Source organism: Burkholderia sp. Nafp2/4-1b (assembly GCF_003635165.1).
In the GTDB taxonomy this organism is placed as follows: domain Bacteria; phylum Pseudomonadota; class Gammaproteobacteria; order Burkholderiales; family Burkholderiaceae; genus Burkholderia.
In genome coordinates, this window is the sequence record NZ_ML058610.1 from 66,062 (window position 1) to 82,816 (window position 16,755).

Annotated in this window: 17 protein-coding genes and 2 tRNA genes; 9 read left to right on the plus strand and 10 right to left on the minus strand. The window is 66.6% G+C overall.

Features of this window, described 5'->3' with window-relative positions; genetic code table 11:
- Positions 1–77 precede the first annotated feature (77 nt).
- Entirely contained in the window at positions 78–1,142 is a 1,065-nt protein-coding gene (locus C7H84_RS20315; protein ID WP_006476459.1) for a glycosyltransferase family 4 protein, read from the minus strand.
- A gap of 563 nt (positions 1,143–1,705) precedes the next feature.
- Between C7H84_RS20315 and C7H84_RS20320 the strand changes: the two genes are divergently transcribed.
- Entirely contained in the window at positions 1,706–3,535 is a 1,830-nt protein-coding gene (locus tag C7H84_RS20320; RefSeq protein ID WP_121860476.1) for an ABC transporter ATP-binding protein, read from the plus strand.
- A gap of 90 nt (positions 3,536–3,625) precedes the next feature.
- Here the strand turns inward: C7H84_RS20320 and otsA are convergent, their stop codons facing one another.
- Both otsA and otsB read right to left on the minus strand, forming a co-directional pair.
- The gene (gene otsA / locus C7H84_RS20325) at positions 3,626–5,005 is read right to left on the minus strand and encodes an alpha,alpha-trehalose-phosphate synthase (UDP-forming) (protein WP_121860477.1); all 1,380 of its coding nucleotides are present in this window, start codon (positions 5,003–5,005) and stop codon (positions 3,626–3,628) included.
- Positions 5,002–5,754 (minus strand): trehalose-phosphatase, encoded by a 753-nt coding sequence (otsB, locus tag C7H84_RS20330; protein ID WP_121860478.1) that lies wholly within the window; start codon positions 5,752–5,754, stop codon positions 5,002–5,004. Before otsB ends, otsA begins: the two co-directional genes overlap by 4 nt.
- 282 nt (positions 5,755–6,036) lie before the next feature.
- On the opposite strand from otsB, the gene C7H84_RS20335 reads away from it, so the two are divergent.
- From C7H84_RS20335 to C7H84_RS20345, 3 genes are read left to right on the plus strand one after another with little or no spacing between them, the layout of a single operon-like run.
- A complete protein-coding gene (locus C7H84_RS20335) occupies positions 6,037–6,729 on the plus strand; it encodes an SCO family protein (RefSeq protein ID WP_121860479.1) in 693 nt (230 codons plus the stop codon).
- A gap of 14 nt (positions 6,730–6,743) precedes the next feature.
- A complete protein-coding gene (locus tag C7H84_RS20340) occupies positions 6,744–7,184 on the plus strand; it encodes a copper chaperone PCu(A)C (RefSeq protein WP_121860480.1) in 441 nt (146 codons plus the stop codon).
- A gap of 10 nt (positions 7,185–7,194) precedes the next feature.
- Positions 7,195–8,067, plus strand: coding sequence for a cytochrome c oxidase assembly protein (locus C7H84_RS20345; RefSeq protein ID WP_121860481.1), 873 nt, complete (start codon positions 7,195–7,197; stop codon positions 8,065–8,067).
- 19 nt (positions 8,068–8,086) lie between these two features.
- Here the strand turns inward: C7H84_RS20345 and C7H84_RS20350 are convergent, their stop codons facing one another.
- Together C7H84_RS20350 and C7H84_RS20355 are read right to left on the minus strand one after the other, a co-directional pair.
- Positions 8,087–8,578 (minus strand): GNAT family N-acetyltransferase, encoded by a 492-nt coding sequence (locus C7H84_RS20350; RefSeq protein WP_121860482.1) that lies wholly within the window; start codon positions 8,576–8,578, stop codon positions 8,087–8,089.
- 127 nt (positions 8,579–8,705) lie between these two features.
- Complete coding sequence (locus C7H84_RS20355; RefSeq protein ID WP_121860483.1) at positions 8,706–9,572, minus strand: pirin family protein; 867 nt, start codon at positions 9,570–9,572, stop codon at positions 8,706–8,708.
- A 110-nt stretch (positions 9,573–9,682) separates the two neighbouring features.
- Between C7H84_RS20355 and C7H84_RS20360 the strand changes: the two genes are divergently transcribed.
- The gene (locus C7H84_RS20360; RefSeq protein ID WP_121860484.1) at positions 9,683–10,600 is read left to right on the plus strand and encodes a LysR family transcriptional regulator; all 918 of its coding nucleotides are present in this window, start codon (positions 9,683–9,685) and stop codon (positions 10,598–10,600) included.
- A 148-nt stretch (positions 10,601–10,748) separates the two neighbouring features.
- Complete coding sequence (locus C7H84_RS20365) at positions 10,749–11,255, plus strand: GAF domain-containing protein (protein WP_121860485.1); 507 nt, start codon at positions 10,749–10,751, stop codon at positions 11,253–11,255.
- A gap of 126 nt (positions 11,256–11,381) precedes the next feature.
- On the opposite strand, the gene map is transcribed toward C7H84_RS20365, so the two are convergent.
- Together map and C7H84_RS20375 are read right to left on the minus strand one after the other, a co-directional pair.
- Entirely contained in the window at positions 11,382–12,188 is an 807-nt protein-coding gene (map, locus tag C7H84_RS20370) for a type I methionyl aminopeptidase (RefSeq protein ID WP_121860486.1), read from the minus strand.
- Positions 12,188–12,424, minus strand: a complete 237-nt coding sequence (locus C7H84_RS20375; RefSeq protein ID WP_121860487.1) for a ParD-like family protein — start codon at positions 12,422–12,424, stop codon at positions 12,188–12,190. Before C7H84_RS20375 ends, map begins: the two co-directional genes overlap by 1 nt.
- 137 nt (positions 12,425–12,561) lie before the next feature.
- Here C7H84_RS20375 and C7H84_RS20380 point away from each other — a divergent pair, with 137 nt between their 5' ends.
- The 3 genes from C7H84_RS20380 to C7H84_RS20390 all read left to right on the plus strand — a co-directional run bounded on the left by C7H84_RS20380 (position 12,562) and on the right by C7H84_RS20390 (position 14,544).
- Positions 12,562–13,221 carry a helix-turn-helix domain-containing protein gene (locus C7H84_RS20380; protein ID WP_121860488.1) on the plus strand — a complete coding sequence of 220 codons (660 nt, stop codon included), beginning with the start codon at positions 12,562–12,564 and terminating at the stop codon, positions 13,219–13,221.
- On the plus strand, positions 13,218–13,766 hold the full coding sequence (locus tag C7H84_RS20385; RefSeq protein ID WP_121860489.1) for a GNAT family N-acetyltransferase: 549 nt from the start codon (positions 13,218–13,220) through the stop codon (positions 13,764–13,766). The genes C7H84_RS20380 and C7H84_RS20385 overlap by 4 nt, the downstream gene beginning before the upstream one ends.
- Positions 13,767–14,055: 289 nt before the next feature.
- On the plus strand, positions 14,056–14,544 hold the full coding sequence (locus tag C7H84_RS20390; protein ID WP_121860490.1) for a hypothetical protein: 489 nt from the start codon (positions 14,056–14,058) through the stop codon (positions 14,542–14,544).
- Positions 14,545–14,749: 205 nt separating this feature from the next.
- On the opposite strand, the gene C7H84_RS20395 is transcribed toward C7H84_RS20390, so the two are convergent.
- The 3 genes from C7H84_RS20395 to C7H84_RS20405 all read right to left on the minus strand — a co-directional run bounded on the left by C7H84_RS20395 (position 14,750) and on the right by C7H84_RS20405 (position 16,722).
- On the minus strand, positions 14,750–16,228 hold the full coding sequence (locus C7H84_RS20395) for a sensor domain-containing diguanylate cyclase (protein WP_121860491.1): 1,479 nt from the start codon (positions 16,226–16,228) through the stop codon (positions 14,750–14,752).
- A 243-nt stretch (positions 16,229–16,471) separates the two neighbouring features.
- Positions 16,472–16,545, minus strand: a tRNA-Cys gene (locus C7H84_RS20400).
- A gap of 101 nt (positions 16,546–16,646) precedes the next feature.
- Positions 16,647–16,722, minus strand: a tRNA-Gly gene (locus C7H84_RS20405).
- Positions 16,723–16,755: the final 33 nt, after the last annotated feature.

Below are 16,755 nucleotides of genomic sequence, written 5' to 3' on the forward strand. Positions count from 1 at the left end.
ATGTGACAACGCCCCGCCGGTTACCCGGACGGGGCGTCGATGACGGCGTCAGCCGCAGTGCGGCCGGCGGCCCGGCATCAGCTGGCGTTGACTTCGCGCAGCACCGTGCGGCGCTTCTGGCGCAGCAGTTCCTCGTAGCCCTTCACGTAGTTCTGCGCCATCACCTTCGACGAGAAGCGCGCTTCGAACGCGGCGCGGACCTTCTCGCGCGGCAGCGTATCGAGGCGCTTGAGCGCCGCGACGGCCGACAGCTCGTCTTCGACGACGAAGCCCGACACGCCGTTGTCGATCACTTCCGGCACCGAGCCGCGCTTGAACGCGATCACCGGCGTGCCGCAGGCCATTGCCTCGATCATCACCAGGCCGAACGGCTCCGGCCAGTCGATCGGGAACAGCAGCGCGTGCGCGTTGCCCAGGAATTCGGTCTTTTCCGACTCGCTGATTTCGCCGATGTACTCGACGTGCGGCAGCGCGAACAACGGCTTGATCTTCTCTTCGTAGTACGCGCGGTCAGCCTTGTCGAGCTTCGCGGCGATCTTGATCGGCAGGCCGGCCTGCTCGGCGATGCGGATCGCGGTGTCGACGCGCTTTTCCGGCGAGATACGGCCGAGGAACGCGAGGTAGCTCGGCTTCACGTTCGGGATCGGCGTCAGCAGGTTTTCCGGCAGGCCGTGGTACACGGTCGACAGCCAGTTCGCCTGCGGCAGCGGGATGCGCTGGTTGTCGGAGATCGACACGACCGGCACGTCGCTGAACGCGTTGAAGATCGGCTGCAGTTCCGGCAGGTCGAGGCGGCCGTGCATCGTCGTCAGATGCGGGACCGGCTGGCGCGAGAACAGCGAGAACGGGTAGTAGTCGATGTGGCAGTGCAGCACGTCGAACTCTTCCGCGCGGCGGCGCACCTGCTCGAGGAGCAGCATGTGCGGGGCCATCACGTCGCGGATCGTCGGGTCGAGGCGCAGTGCCTGCGGCCAGCACGCTTCGAGCTTCGCCGAGGTCTGCGAATCGCCGCTCGCGAAGAGCGTGACGTCATGCCCCATCTCGACGAGTGCTTCGGTCAGGTAGGACACCACTCGCTCGGTCCCGCCGTACAGCTTCGGGGGAACCGCTTCATGCAACGGAGCGATTTGGGCGATTCGCATGCGTAACTCCTAAAAAATCGGCTAAAAACCAGGTATGGGTCGGCAACCTGCGGCGGTCCGGGCTGGATGCACATCGTCCGACAATCAGACGAATCAGCCTGCCGGGGGCGTCGAAACCCGCGCTGCTCAAGGAGCGTCGGCGACGCGACAGGCATAGAACGTTTGAAACGAAGACCCGTTGACAGGGGTTCGTAAAAACCTGGAATCGAACCCGGAGCCGATTATCTAGGGTTAATCCCGAGACGGCGCACAACATTTCAAACACTTTACTTTGTTACAAAGGCGCAACACTTTGCAACCCGCGGACTCGGGCGTCCGTTCTAGAGTGGAAGGCCCTTTTGGCGTTCCGTGCCATCTCGTCGCTGCCGGCTTCGCGATTCCGGCGCATGCAGCAGGACGGATGCCGAATTTTATCTCAAAATTGATTGCGCGCCCCTGACCAAGGCAAGATTCGCTCAGCGCAACGCACCGCCTTGTTTACAATGCCGGATTATTCAGTCCGGGCGACCGCCGGCCGCGATCCCAGCCGCTCCGCTCAATCACCGAATCACCGCACGCATATTTTGGAATCTCTCACCCCTGCCCAGCGCAACGCCCACAACGCGAAGCTGTCGAGCTACGCGCATCGGCCGCTTGCGTTCCTGTTCCGCTACATCCGCCTGCATCCCGTCGCGCACCTCATCGTGCTCTGCAGCGTGGTGGCCGCCGTCGGCTGCGCGCTCGGCTCGCAATATGCGATCAAGCACCTGATCGACGTGCTCGCGACCGGGCGCCATCATCCGGGCCCGCTGTGGAGCGCGTTCGTGCTGCTCGTCGGGCTGATCGCGGCCGACAACCTGCTGTGGCGCGTCGGCGGCTGGGTCGCCGCGCACACGTTCGTCGCGGTCACCGGCGACCTCCGACAGGACCTGTTCCAGTACCTGATCGGCCATTCGCCGACCTACTACTCGGAAAAGCAGCCGGGCACGCTCGCGAGCCGCATCACCGCCACGTCGAACGCCGTCTATACGTCGGAGAACACGATGGCGTGGAACGTGCTGCCGCCGTGCATCGCGGTGATGGGCGCGATCCTGATGATCATCGTCGTGAACCCGCTGATGGCCGCCGGCCTGCTCGGCTGTTCGGCCGTGCTCGCCATCGTGCTGTTCAGGCTCGCCGGGCGCGGCTCCGCGCGCCATCACGCGTTCGCGTCGAAGGCTGCCGCGGTCGACGGCGAACTCGTCGACGTGATCGGCAACATGGGCCTCGTGCGCGCGTTCGGGATGACGCTGCGCGAGCAGAGGCGCTTCGGCGCGACGGTCAAGGCGGAGATGGACGCGCGCCAGCAAAGCCTGCTCTATCTCGAGAAGCTGCGCCTGCTGCACGCGGTGATCACCGCGATGCTGTCCGCCGGCCTGCTCGGCTGGGCGCTGTGGCTGTGGGACCAGGGCCGCGCGACCTCCGGCGACATCGTGCTCGTCAGCTCGCTCGGCTTCACGATCCTGCACGGCACGCGCGATCTCGCGGTCGCGCTCGTCGACGTCACGCAGCACGTCGCACGCCTGTCCGAGGCCGTGAAGACGCTGCTCGAGCCGCACGGAATGCCGGACCGCTCCGACGCGCAGCCGCTGTCGGCCAAGGGCGGCCGCGTCGACTTCGAACGCGTGACGTTCGCGTATCCGCATCGCCGCGCGATCCTCGACCACTTCGACCTGCATATCGAACCGGGCCAGCGCGTCGGCCTGATCGGCAAGTCGGGCGCCGGCAAGTCGACCGTGCTCGCGCTGCTGCAGCGCTTCTACGACACGCAGGACGGTGCCGTGATGGTCGACGGCCAGGACGTGAAGGCGATCACGCAGGACAGCCTGCGCCACGCGATCGCGCTCGTGCCGCAGGACATCTCGCTGCTGCACCGGACCATCTACGACAACATCGCGTACGGCCGCCCCGACGCGACCCGCGACGAAGTGCTCGCCGCCGCGCGCGACGCGCGCTGCTCGGAGTTCATCGAGACGATGCCGGAAGGCTATGACACGATCGTCGGCGACCGCGGCGTGAAGCTGTCGGGCGGCCAGCGCCAGCGCATCGCGATCGCGCGCGCGATCCTGAAGAACGCGCCGATCCTGCTGCTCGACGAAGCGACGTCCGCGCTCGACAGTGCATCGGAAGAAGCGATCCAGAGCGCGCTCGACCGCCTGATGGTCGGCCGTACGGTGATCGCGATCGCGCACCGGCTCTCGACGCTGCGCAACTTCGACCGGATCATCGTGATGAGCAACGGCAAGGTGATCGACGACGGCAGCCCCGACGTGCTGCGCAACCGTCCGGGCCTGTACCGCGATCTGCTGGCGAAGCAGCACGGCCGCCATCACGCGCCCGACGGCACCGCGCCGACCGGCGAACGCGTGGCCTGACGCGAACCCGGATCCGACAAAAAAGGCCGCCGTGCGCACAGCACGGCGGCCTTTTTTCATCGGATCGCGCGACGTCGGCCGCGCGGCGAATTACACGCGCTGCAGGTCGCGCAGGAAATTGTCGCGCCACACCGACACGTTGTTCTCGCGCAGTTGCGCGATCATGTCCGCATAACGCGCGCGCCGCTCGGCGAGCGGCATCGTCAGCGCCTGCGACAGCGCGTCGGCCATCCCCTCGATGTCGATCGGATTGACGATCAGCGCGCCCGTCAGCTCACGCGCGGCGCCCGCGAAGCGCGACAGCACCAGCACGCCCGGATCGTCCGGATTCTGCGCGGACACGTACTCCTTCGCGACGAGATTCATCCCGTCGCGCAACGGCGTGACGAAGCCCACGCGCGCAAGCCGATACAGCGCGGCCAGCACCTGCCGGTCGTACTGGCGGTGAATGTAGAGGATCGGCGCCCAGTCGAGCTCCGCGTAGCGCCCGTTGATGCGCCCCGACTCGCCTTCCAGCTGCAGGCGGATATCCTGGTACGCGCGCAGGTCGGCGCGCGTCGACGGTGCGATCTGCAGGAACGACACGCGGTTGCGGATCGACGTCTGATGCTCGAGCAGTTTCTCGAATGCGCGGAACCGCTCGACGAGCCCCTTCGAATAGTCGAGCCGGTCGACGCTCATGATCAGCTGGCGCCCGCGCAGCGAGGTCGCGAGCGTGCGCACGGCCTTGCCGTTCTCGCCCGCCTGCGCGAGCGACGCGATCTCGTCCGGATACACGCCGATCGGATAGGCCGCCGCACGCAGCGTGTTGCCGAATGCGCTCACGCGCATCGTGTGCCCTTCGCGCGCGACCTCGCCGCCGGCCTCGAACTCGACGTAATCGCAGAACGCGCGCAGGTCGGGTTCGGTCTGGAAGCCGAGCAGGTCGAACGCGCACAGCGACTCGACGAGCTCGCGATGCGGCGGCACGTTGACGAGCACCTGCGCGGCCGGAAACGGGATGTGCAGGAAAAAGCCGATGCGGTTCTTCACGCCGGCCGCGCGCAGCGCGCGCGCGAACGGGATCAGGTGATAGTCGTGCACCCAGATCACGTCGTCGTCCTGCAGCAGCGGCACGAGCTGCTGCGCGAGCCAGACGTTCACGCGGCGGTAGCCGTCGAACTCGTGGCGGTCGTACTGGATCAGGTCCGCACGGTAATGGAACGCGGGCCACAGCGTCGCGTTCGAGAAGCCGCGGTAGTACTGGTCGTAATCGCGGCGCGCGAGCCCGATGGTCGCGAACGTCACGGGGCCGTGCTCCTCGACGCGGATCTGCGGCGCGCCGGAGGCGAGCACCTCGCCGCTCCAGCCGAACCACATGCCGCCCGTCTCCTTCAGCGCATCGTAGACGCCGATCGCGAGGCCGCCTGCCGCCGGTTCGCCTTCCGAAATCGGTGCGACCCGGTTTGAAACGATGATGAGTCGACTCATGCGCCCGGCTGCTCCGCGCCAAGCCAGCGTGCGATCTGCTCGTGCAGCGCGTCGACCGAGTCGAGCCGCATCCGGGCCGACGTCTCGCCCGCGCCGACCTTGATCGACAGGCCGCCGCGCGCGTTGACCACCGCGAAGCCCTTCTCGTCGGTCAGGTCGTCGCCCGCGAACAGCGGCACGCGGCCCGCGAACGGCGGCTCGTCGAGGAACGCGGCCAGCGCGCGGCCCTTGTCGACGCCCTTCGGCTTGATCTCGAACACCATCTTGCCGGGCTGCAGCACGTACGCGTCCGCATATTCGGCGACGAGGCGCTCCGCCGCTTCGCGCGCGACCGGCTCGCGCTCGGGCGCGTTGCGGTAGTGCAGCGCGACGGCCGCGCCCTTGATTTCGAGCAGCATGCCCGGATGATGATCGACGACGGCCGCGAGCTCGCGCTCGATGCGCAGCAGGCGTTCGTCGTTGAAGCCGACGCGCTGCGTGTCGCCGTTCGCGTCGCGACGCTCGGCGCCGTGCAGGCCGGCGATCGGCAGGTCCGGCATGTTCAGGAACGTGTCGAGGTTGTCGATGCCGCGCCCGGACACGACGGCGACCGCGCCGTGCGAGCGGCGCCGCAGCTCGTCGAGCAGCGTCAGCAGCGACGGCGGCACGTGGATGCTGTCGGGCGTCGGCGCCAGCTCGACGAGCGTGCCGTCGAAGTCGAAAAAGAACGCGGTATCGGTCAGGGACAGGGAGGCCGGAACGGATTGCATCGATTCGATGGTCTGAGGAGCGGCCTGCAGGCGCGGGCCGCCGCTGCGAGAATGGAATTGTGCGCATCTTACCGCGCCTGCGTACCGAGATGGGCGAAACCGGCGCAGCGCGGAGCGCGCGCCACCGCGCGCGTCCACTGCGACATATTGACCCGCTCGCCCGTCCCGCATGGGTTTCGAAAGGACGCGGGCGCGCGAATTGCGCTACAGTCGGCCACCGCCGGCCGCGCGACGCATGGCGCCGCGCCGGCCGGCGACCGTTCCGTCCGATCGAGCCCCAGGATGTCGTCTGCCCGTTTCGCGCCGCACCGGCGCCTCCTCAGCTTCAGCCGTTTCGTCCGCTTAAGCCGCTGCGTCCGCATGGTCGGGACGGTCCGCGTGGTCCGCACGGCCGCGGCGCTGTCCGCCGCCGTCGCGCTCGCCGCGTGCACGCACGACGAGCCGAACTGGCAACTGACCAACGTCAGCGGCCACCTGCCCGACCTGTCGTTCACCCTCACCGGCGGCGACGGCCGTCCGGTCGACGCGAACGCGTTTCGCGGCCGCATCGCGCTCGTCTACTTCGGCTACACGCATTGCCCGGACGTCTGCCCCGAAACGATGGCGCGACTGATGGAAGTGCTCGCGAAGCTCGGCCCGCGCGCGAACGACGTACGCATCCTGTTCGTGTCGGTCGATCCCGCGCGTGACACGCCGCAGGCGATGCAGTCGTACGTCGCCGCGTTCGACGCCACCCATGCGCGCGGCCTCACCGGCACCGACGGCCAGATCGAATCGCTCGCGAAACGCTATCGCGTCGCGTACCAGATGGAAAAACGCGATCCGTCCGGCGGGTACGAGGTCACGCACAGCTCGGCCGTCTACATCTTCGACGCGAACGGTCGCGCACGCCTGCTCGCGACCGACCGCGATTCGCCCGACGCCATCGCCGCCGACGTGCGCCGGATCATCGACGCCACCTCCACCTCCTCGTGAATTCGAACTCCGACATGAAGACCACCCTCAAGACGTTCGCCCTCCTCTCCGCGCTGTGCACCGGCGCGCACGCCTACGCCGCCGGCGCGGTCACCGCGCAGAATGCGTGGGTGCGCTGGCTGCCGAACCAGCTGCCCGCGGGCGGCTACGTGACGCTCGTCAATACCGGCGACAAACCGGTCGATCTCGTCGACGTCGACAGCCCCGACTACGGGATGGCGATGCTGCACCAGACCGTATCGAACGGCTCGACGCAGAAGATGGAAATGGTCGAGAAGCTGACGGTCCCCGCGCGCGGCAAGGTCGACATCGCGCCGGGCGGCTATCACTTCATGCTCGAGGAGCCGAAGCACACGATCAAGCCCGGCGACACCGTGCGCCTGCGCCTGAAGTTCTCCGACGGCGAAACGGTCGACGCACCGTTCGCCGTGAAGTCGCCGGCCCAGGCGAAGTGATGCGCGCGCGATGAACGTCCTGTACTGGCTCGATCCGTGGGAACCGTCGCCGACCGTGGTCATCGCGGTGCTGACGGCCGCCGTGCTGTTCGCGCGCGGCGTGAAGAAGGCGAAGGTGACGCCGCTGCGGCAGTTCTCGTTCTGGTTCGGGCTGACGGCGCTCTACATCGCGCTGCACACGCGGCTCGACTACTTCTTCGAGCATGAATTCTTCCTGCACCGCGCGCAGCACCTCGTGCTGCATCACCTCGGGCCGTTCTTCATCGCGCTGGCCTACCCGGGCGCGGCGATCCGCGCGGGCATCCCGTTTCGCTGGCGGCAGCGCTTCGTGCGCCCGGCGCTCGCATGGGCGCCCGTGCGCGCGACGCTCGACGTCGTGTTCCATCCGGTGGTCGCCGTCGTGCTGTTCGTCGGGCTGATCTATTTCTGGCTGCTGTCGCCGATCCACTTCATCGCAATGCTCGACTGGCGCCTCTATCGCGTGATGAACTGGAGCATGGTGATCGACGGGCTGCTGTTCTGGTGGCTCGTCGTCGATCCGCGTCCCGCGCCGCCCGCACGGCTGTCGCCGGGCCGCCGGATCCTGATCGTCGTCGCGGCGATCCCGCCGCAGATCGCGCTCGGCGCGCTGATCTTCTTCACGCCGCATGAGCTGTATCCGATCTACTCGATCTGCGGGCGCGCATTCACGTGGTTGAGCCCGCTGCGCGACCAGCAGATCGGCGGCTTGCTGCTGTGGATTCCGGGTTCGATGATGAGCGTGATCGGCGCGCTGATCGCTTTGCGGCACTGGCTGCGGCTGTCCGCACGCGGCCGCCTGATCGACGAGCGGGCTGCCGTCCGGCAGGCCGAACGCTCGTCGGTGACGCGCACCGCCCACTGACGGCGCGACGCGCGGCGCATCAGCCGCGCGCGCGGGTCATCCACACGTGCGGGATGCCATCCTCGTCGTGCACATCCGAGCTCGGCGTGAAGCCGAACGCCCCATAGAAGCGCTGCAAGTGGGCCTGCGCATGCAGGCTCACCTGCGTGTCCGGCCACTGCGCGCCGATGTGCTCCAGCGCGCGCGACAGCAGCCCGTTGCCGAGGCCCGCACCGCGAAACGGCGCGGTCGTCAGCACGCGGCCGATGCGCACGTCGCTATGCTGCGCATCCGGCAGCAGCACGCGCAGATAGCCGGCCACGCGCCCCGCCGAGTCGTACGCCGCCAGGTGCCACGCGCACTGGTCCGCATCGTCGATGTCGCGATACACGCAGTTCTGCTCGACGACGAACACAGCGCTGCGCGCTTCCAGGATCGAATAGACTTCGTGCGCCGTCAGCGCGTCGAAGAATTTCCAGCGCCAGTCGAGATTGTCGGCGCGCGGGGATGCGGCGGGTGCAGAAGCGTTCATGGTCGGTCCTGATTCGGGCGCGCCGGCCGGCGCGCGGCAACCGTCGATTATGCCTCGAAGCGCACGCGGCACGCGACCGCCGTTCCACGCATGAAAAAAAAGCCCCGCATTGCGCGGGGCCTGTCCGTCATGCCGGCATCCGGCCGAAGCGGCCGCTGTTGAAATCGTCGATTGCGGTCCGGATTTCCTCTTGCGAGTTCATCACGAACGGCCCGTAACCGACGACCGGTTCATCGATCGGCTCGCCGCTCAGGATCAGCAGCTTGGCATCGCCGTTCGCTTCGATCTCGACGTCGCGGCCATCGCGGCTCAGTTGCACGAACTGCGCTTCGCGGGCGACCGTCTCGCCGTTCACCAGCAACGTACCGCTCAACACGACCACCGCGAGCGTGCGCCCTTCAGCAATCGGGAACCGTGCACGACCGCCGGCGGCGAGCCGCACGTCCCACACGTCGATCGGCGTGTGCGTGCGGGCCGGGCCGCGCCGCCCGTCGAACTCGCCCGCGATGATCCGCGCACGGCCTGCGCCGTCCGGCAGTTCGACCACCGGGATGGCCGCGTCCAGAATCGTCTGATAACCGGGCGCATTCATCTTGTCGGCGGCGGGCAGGTTCACCCACAGCTGCACCATCTCGAGCGGACCGCCACGCTTCGTGAACGCTTCGGAGTGGAATTCCTCGTGCAGGATCCCGCTCCCGGCCGTCATCCACTGCACGTCACCCGGGCCGATCGTGCCGCCCGCGCCGGTCGAATCGCGGTGAGCGACTTCGCCGTCATAGACGATCGTCACCGTTTCGAACCCGCGGTGCGGGTGCTGGCCCACGCCGCGCGGTGCCGAAGCCGGCTCGAAGTTCGCCGGCCCCGCGTAGTCGAGCAGCAGGAACGGGCTAAGGTGGGTCCCGTGCGACTGATAGCTGAACATCGAACGCACCGGGAAACCGTCACCGACCCAATGGCCGCGCGGCGCACTGTAAACGCCCTGGATCTTCTTCATTTGCCTTCTCCGAATTGCGGCGAAACACGTGTTTCGCATCCTGGATACGAATATAGAGGTGGAACGATCGATCCGGTAGACTGCCAAAATCGCACTCAGCGTTCTATTTGATGAACGATAACGAACGGGATCTGAACGATCTCTATTACTTCGTGCAGGTGGTCGAACACGGCGGCTTCGCGCCGGCCGGGCGCGCGCTGAACATGCCGAAGTCGAAGCTCAGCCGCCGCATCGCGCTGCTCGAGGCGCGGCTCGGGATGCGGCTGATCCAGCGCTCGACGCGCCGTTTCACCGTCACCGACGTCGGACAGACCTACTACGCGCATTGTCGCGCGATGCTCGTCGAGGCCGACGCCGCCGACGAGGCGATCGCGTTGCTGCATGAGGAGCCGCGCGGCATCGTGCGGGTCAGTTGCCCGGTCGTGCTGCTCGATTCGCTGGTCGGCACGATGATCGCCGCGTTCATGGTCGCGTGCCCGCGGGTCGAGATCCATCTGGAGGCGACCAACCGGCGCGTCGACGTGGTCGGCGAAGGGATCGACGTCGCGATCCGCGTGCGCCCGCCGCTGCTCGAGGACAGCGATCTCGCGCTGCGCGTGCTGGCCGAGCGCGGCCAGTGCCTCGTCGCGAGCGCGGCGTTGCTGCGCGAGCATGGCGTGCCGGCCGTCCCGGCCGACCTCACGCGCCTGCCGAGCCTCGATCACGGCGGCCCGCAGGCCTCGCACGTATGGCGACTGCGCGGCCCGGACGGCGCGCAGGCGGAAATCCACCACCAGCCGCGGCTTGTGACGGGCGCCATGCTCGCGCTGCGTGCGGCGGCCGCCGCGGGCGTCGGCGTCGTTCAGCTGCCGACGATGATGGTGCGCGACGAAGTCGCGCGCGGCGCCCTCGTGACCGTGCTGCCCGACTGGGCGCCGCGCCGCGAGATCGTGCACGCGGTGTTCGCATCGCGGCGCGGGCTGCTGCCGGCCGTGCGCGCACTGCTCGACTTCCTCGCGGAACGGTTCGCCGAACTCGAACCCGATTGAGCGGCGTCGCGAGCAGCTTGCGCCACACGTTCCGCTTCGACTTCCGTCGAAGCAGACGCTGCAGACCGGCCGCGCGTGCCGTAGACTGCGGGACGCGCATCGCGCGTTTCACAACCTGCCGTTCACAACCTCTTTTCGCCTTTCAGCCATGTTCACGCTGTCCACCGACCCTCACGCTTCCAAGGCCGAACTCTATGCGACGCTCGTCGAGCAGGCGCGCGCACTCGTTGAATCGGAACGCGACCTCACCGCGAACGCCGCGAACTTCTCCGCGCTCGTCTATCACTCGCTCGACCGCCTGAACTGGGCCGGCTTCTATTTCTTCGACGGGACGGAACTCGTGGTCGGGCCGTTCCAGGGCAAGCCCGCATGCGTGCGGATCGCGCTCGGCAAGGGCGTGTGCGGCACGGCCGCGCAGACCCGCGAGACGCAGGTGGTGCGCGACGTGCATGAATTCCCCGGCCATATCGCGTGCGATGCCGCGTCGGAATCGGAAATCGTCGTGCCGCTGGTCGCCGCCGACGGCACGCTGATCGGCGTGTGGGACGTCGACAGCCCCGTCGCCGCGCGCTTCGACGACGAAGACCGCAACGGGATGGAAGCGCTGTGCCGCGTGTTCGTCGAACACGCGTGGCAGAAGGCGCGCGATCAATAAGCGCAACGCTGCCGGTCGCGGCGGCGGAAACGGCCACCTGCCGATTGCACCGCTTGACCGCCAATGACACGGGCCCCTGATCGGGCCCGTATTTCGTTGCACCGATGCGTGCACCTTCCGCGCCCGTCAGGCCGCGTGCGTACCCGACAGCGCCGCGACCGCCTGCGGCTTCACGTCGTCCGACAGGATCTCGAAGCCCTGCTCCGTCACCACGACCATGTGCTCCCACTGCGCGGACAGCGAATGGTCCTTCGTGACGACCGTCCAGCCATCCGCCAGCACGCGCGTATCGCGCTTGCCCGCGTTCAGCATCGGCTCGATCGTGAAGATCATCCCCGGCCGCAGCGGCACGCCGGTGCCCGGGCGCCCGTAGTGCAGCACCTGCGGCTCGTCGTGATACACGTCGCCGATCCCGTGCCCGCAATACTCGCGGACCACGCTGAACCCTTCTCGATGCGCGACCTGCTGGATCGCATAACCGACGTCGCCGAGCGTCGCGCCCGGACGGACCGCGCGGATGCCCGCATGCATCGCCTCGTAGGTGGTCGCGACGAGGCGCCGCGCCAGTTCACCCGGCTCGCCGACGAAGTACATGCGGCTCGTATCGCCGAACCAGCCGTCCTTGATCACCGCGATGTCGAGATTCACGATGTCGCCGTCGCGCATCGGCCGCGACGACGGAATGCCGTGACAGACCACGTGGTTGACCGACGTGCACAGCGTTTTCGGATAGCCGTGGTAGCCGATGTTCGCCGGAATCGCGCCGAGCTCGTCGACGATGTATTCGCGGCAGCGCGCGTCCAGTTCGTCGGTCGTGACGCCCGGCTTCACGTGCTCGGTGATCATCGTCAGCACTTGGGACGCGAGCTTCGCGGCCTCGCACGACTTGGCGATTTCCGCGGCACCGCGGATCGGGATTTCGCGTTTCGCCATTACGCCACCTGCTCGATGCCGTGGGTCACCGACTCCGTCGGCCCCATCTCGCCGCCGCGTGCTTCGGTCTCGATCAGCATCCGGCAGATATCGCCATAGGACAGCGACGGATTGAGTTCCGCGAGCATCCCGACACGCAGCCAGTGCTCGGCCTGCGCATTGATCGAGCGGCTCAGCGCGGTACTGGTCGAGCGCAGCCGTTCGTGCATGTGCTCGGAGATCTTGATGATTCCCATATGTCTCTAATTAAACGAAATGTAGTCGTTTCGTATATTACGCTCGCGCCGGCCGCCGGACAAGCATTCGTCGGGACATGCATTCCGCGGAAATTCCGTTGACTTCCAATTCCAGCTTGCTGGAAAATAAATCCATCATGCAGGAATCCGCCACCCCGCCCGCCGACGACACCGGCATCAACGAACGGATCGCCCGGCGCGTGCGCGATCTGCGCATGCTGCGAGGCTACACGCTCGATGCGCTTGCCGCGCGTTCCGGCGTGAGCCGTTCGATGATCTCCCTCATCGAGCGTGCATCGGCGAGCCCGACGGCCGTCGTGCTCGACAAGCTCGCTGCCGGGCTCGGCGTGTCGCTGGCCGCGCTGTTCGGCGGCGATCGCGACGACGCACCCGCGCAGCCGTTGGTGCGGCGCGCGCAGCAGGCGGAATGGCGCGATCCGGCGTCCGGTTACGTGCGGCGCAATCTGTCGCCGCCCGGCTGGCCGTCGCCGTTGCAGCTCGTCGAAGTCGATTTCCCGCCCGGTGCGCGCGTCGCGTACGACTCCGGCGGGCGCGAGAGCGCGCTGCATCAACAGGTATGGGTCGTCCGCGGCCGCGTCGACATCAAGTTGGGCGACCAGCTTCACGAACTCAACGAAGGCGACTGTCTGGCCATGCGGCTCGATCAGCCGCTGATTTTCAGCAACCCGACGTCCCATGTCGCGCGCTATGTCGTCGCGAGCTGCGACGCATCCGCCGCCGTCAGCGCGCGCAGCATGTCATCCGTTCAAAGCCGACAGGCGCAGGAGCCGCTATGAATTCCCCGACACCGCGCGACGACGTGCGCCTGATCGACTGCAGCGAGGCCGAGCATGCGCCAGCCATCCTCGCGATCCTGAACGACGCGATCGTGAACACGACCGCGCTTTACGACTACCGGCCGCGCCCGCCAGAAGCGATGGTCACGTGGTTCGCGACGAAGCGCGCCGGCGGCTTTCCGGTCGTCGGCGCGGTGGATAAAGCCGGCACGCTGGTCGGCTTCGCGAGCTGGGGCACGTTCCGCGCGTTCCCGGCGTTCAAGTACACGGTCGAGCACAGCGTCTACGTGCATCGCGACCATCGCGGCCGCGGGCTCGGCGAGTTTCTGCTGCGCGAGTTGATCCGGCGCGCGCGCGAAGCCGACGTGCACGTGCTGGTCGGCTGCATCGACGCGACCAACGGCGGCAGCGTCGCGCTGCACACGCGGCTCGGCTTCGTGCACTCGGGCACGATCACCGAAGCGGGCTTCAAGTTCGGCCGCTGGCTCGATGCGGCGTTCTATCAGCTCACGCTCGACACGCCGGCGCAGCCGGTCGATGGCTGACCGACAGCGCCGATCGTTCAGCCGCCTCATGACGACGCGAGCCGTGTAGACGGCTCGCGCGGCGACCATCGCGATCACATCGCCTGACAGCGACAACGCGCGAACGAGGCGATCGCACCGCGTTGTCGCACCGCCTTCCGGCTTTTCATCGCCATCCAGGACCCGCACCTTTGTCCCGTGACCACGCGTATGACGTTCGCCGCATTCTTGCGCGAGAACGGTAGCGATACGGTATTCCCCAGCGGCCGCCGCACGGCCGCATCCCGATCCATCACCTGGAGGATGCCGTATGAAAACGCCCGATGCCTTTCCGCACCATCGCCGATCGCAACACGATGCCGGCCTCGCGCGACGCGCGGTCCGGTGCGTTGCGTGGTCGCTTGCCGCCCTCCCGCTTTTCTGCGGACAAGCGTTCGCGGCCGGCGCGTGTCCGACGCCGTTTGCGTTGAGCGGCAACACCGATCTGCTGTGGAAGCAAGTCACCAACAATCAGTGGCGCAACATGCTGCCGCGCGGCTGGACCGACAACGGTTTTCATTTCTACAGCCGGGTGCGCAGCCGCGGTCCGGACAACGGCATCAACACGCCGTCGGATCTCGAGTCCGAAGTGCGCAAGCAGAGTTCCGACGAGCCGGCCGGCGGCAACAACCCGAATCGCCGCGCGATCACGCTGCCGATCCTGAACAGCAAGGGCCAGCATCTGCTCGTGATTTACGACTACGACGGCAAGAGCACGTCGAAGTGCGAACTGGTGACGCTGACGTATCCGGCGGAATAGGCACGGAACAGGCACGATGCGCGGAGAAAGTACGAATCGGAGCGCAGAAAAAAGAGCAGCCCCGCCGAAGCGGGGCTTTTCCTTTCTTGCCGGAGGCGCGAGCCGGAGGCGAATCGGCCTCAACGGCTTTGCAGGCCGTCGGACACCGATATAGGTCAAATGGTTATTTACAACGGCCGCCTAAATTGCCCACCGTGTCGCTCCGTCAAGCTGCTTCCTGTAAAGCAGCGACCTTGTTCCGGCCGGTTGACTTCGCGTAGTACAACGCCTCGTCGGCTTCCTTGATCACCGCGCTAGGCTCGTCGTCTTGATCCGGCGTCCAGGTCGCCATGCCAATGCTGGCTGTCACGCGCCCGTATTCGCTACCGGCGTGCTCGAGTGCCAGGTCGTCGATCGCCGCACGAATTCGTTCGGCAATCTCCGCCGCCCCTGTCTGCGGCGTGTCCGGGAGCAGCACGACGAATTCTTCCCCGCCGTAGCGCGCCGCTGTATCGACCGGCCGTCGAATGCTCTCGCCGATGCAGCGGGCGACAGCCGCCAGCGCATCGTCCCCTGCCTGGTGCCCGTAGGTATCGTTGTAAGCCTTGAAGCGGTCGACGTCGACGAACAGCAGCGAGAAGACGGAATGCGCGCGCCTGGCGCGACGCCACTCGCGATCCAGCACCTCCCCGAAACTGCGACGATTGTTCAACCCGGTGAGCCCGTCGGTGCGCGCGAGCAGCACCAGCTCGGACTCAGCGCGCATCCGGCGGCGCAGTTGCCCGCTCAGCATGACCGACAGCACGATGAACGCTGCGCCGAAGGTGACCACCAGCGCACCGATCGTCACGGCGCGGTGCCGCCACGCAGCAAAAATTTCCTCCTCGGCTTCCGCGACCATGATGATCAGCGGCAGAGTCGGCAGGTTCCTGAAGTAATAGAGCCGTCGCACCCCGTCAATCGACGCCGTTTCCGAGAATGAACCCTCCGGTGCAGTTTGAAACCGTCGAAAGGTAGCGGCCTTGCTGATGTTGCGGCCGACGATGCCGACGTTGTACGGCTGACGCATTACCATGATGCCGTCCTTGCCGATCAGCGACATCGAACCGTGCTGCCCCAGCGAGAGGCCCGCAAACAGGTGGTGAAAGTACTCGAGATTGAGCCCGATCATCACGATGCCCGCAAACGACCCATCCGGGTTCGAGATGCGCCGCGACAGCGCAATGATGAGCATGCCGGCACGCAGGCGCGACGCGAACGGATCGCTGACATAAAGACCGACATTCGGGTTATCGCGATGGACGGTGAAGTACTTGCGATCGGCGAAATTTCCCTTGCGCGGCACGTCGTTGGCCGAATCCAGGACGATGTTGCCCTCGGCATCGAGCACCAGCATCGAACCGATGAAGTTGGCACTCATTGCGTGGTCGAAGAGCACGCCCCGTCGCAGCGCGGGCGCTGCCGCCATCACGTCGGGCCGCTGCAGGCCATGGATCACTGCCTGCAAGGACAGGTCGTAGAGTTCGACGTTGCGCTCGATGTCGCGCTCGGCCATCAGACCGAGATTGCGCGACGATTCGCTGGCGCGGTCAAGTGCGTCGTAGCGGCTCTGAAATAGCTGCAGTACGCACAGGCCCATCAGCGCGCAGGCGATCGCAACACCAACCGCCACAATCAAATTGGGGGCTGCCGTCCGGGGATGCATGGTCTCCTCATCGCAAAATGAGCCTGCCCGATGCCGGGCGTGTTTTCCGCATACTAAATCGGTCAAGCGTATTTGCATACGCAGTGCGAAACCGACTGGACGACCCATCGAGTTCCGCCTCGCTGATCAGGATCTACTGCCGACCTGCGCGGGCATTCGAGGGAGGTGGCGATTTTCTTACAAGAATGAAAGCGGAGCAGAAAAAAGAAAAGCCCCGCGGAAGCGGGGCTTTTCTTTTCTTGCTGGAGGCGCGAGCCGGAGTCGAACCGGCCTAAACGGCTTTGCAGGCCGCTGCATAACCGCTTTGCTATCGCGCCAAAAGCGGACTGTCCGGATGCCGTGAAGGCAAGCGACAGATTCTTTATTTGAGGACCGTCGGCCCATCAAATAAAAAGGGAAGCGTGGCTTCCCCATGACCTGGAGCGGGAGACGAGTCTCGAACTCGCGACCTCAACCTTGGCAAGGTTGCGCTCTACCAACTGAGCTACTCCCGCATTGTCCTGCACCTGCAGCGCTTTACCATCCAA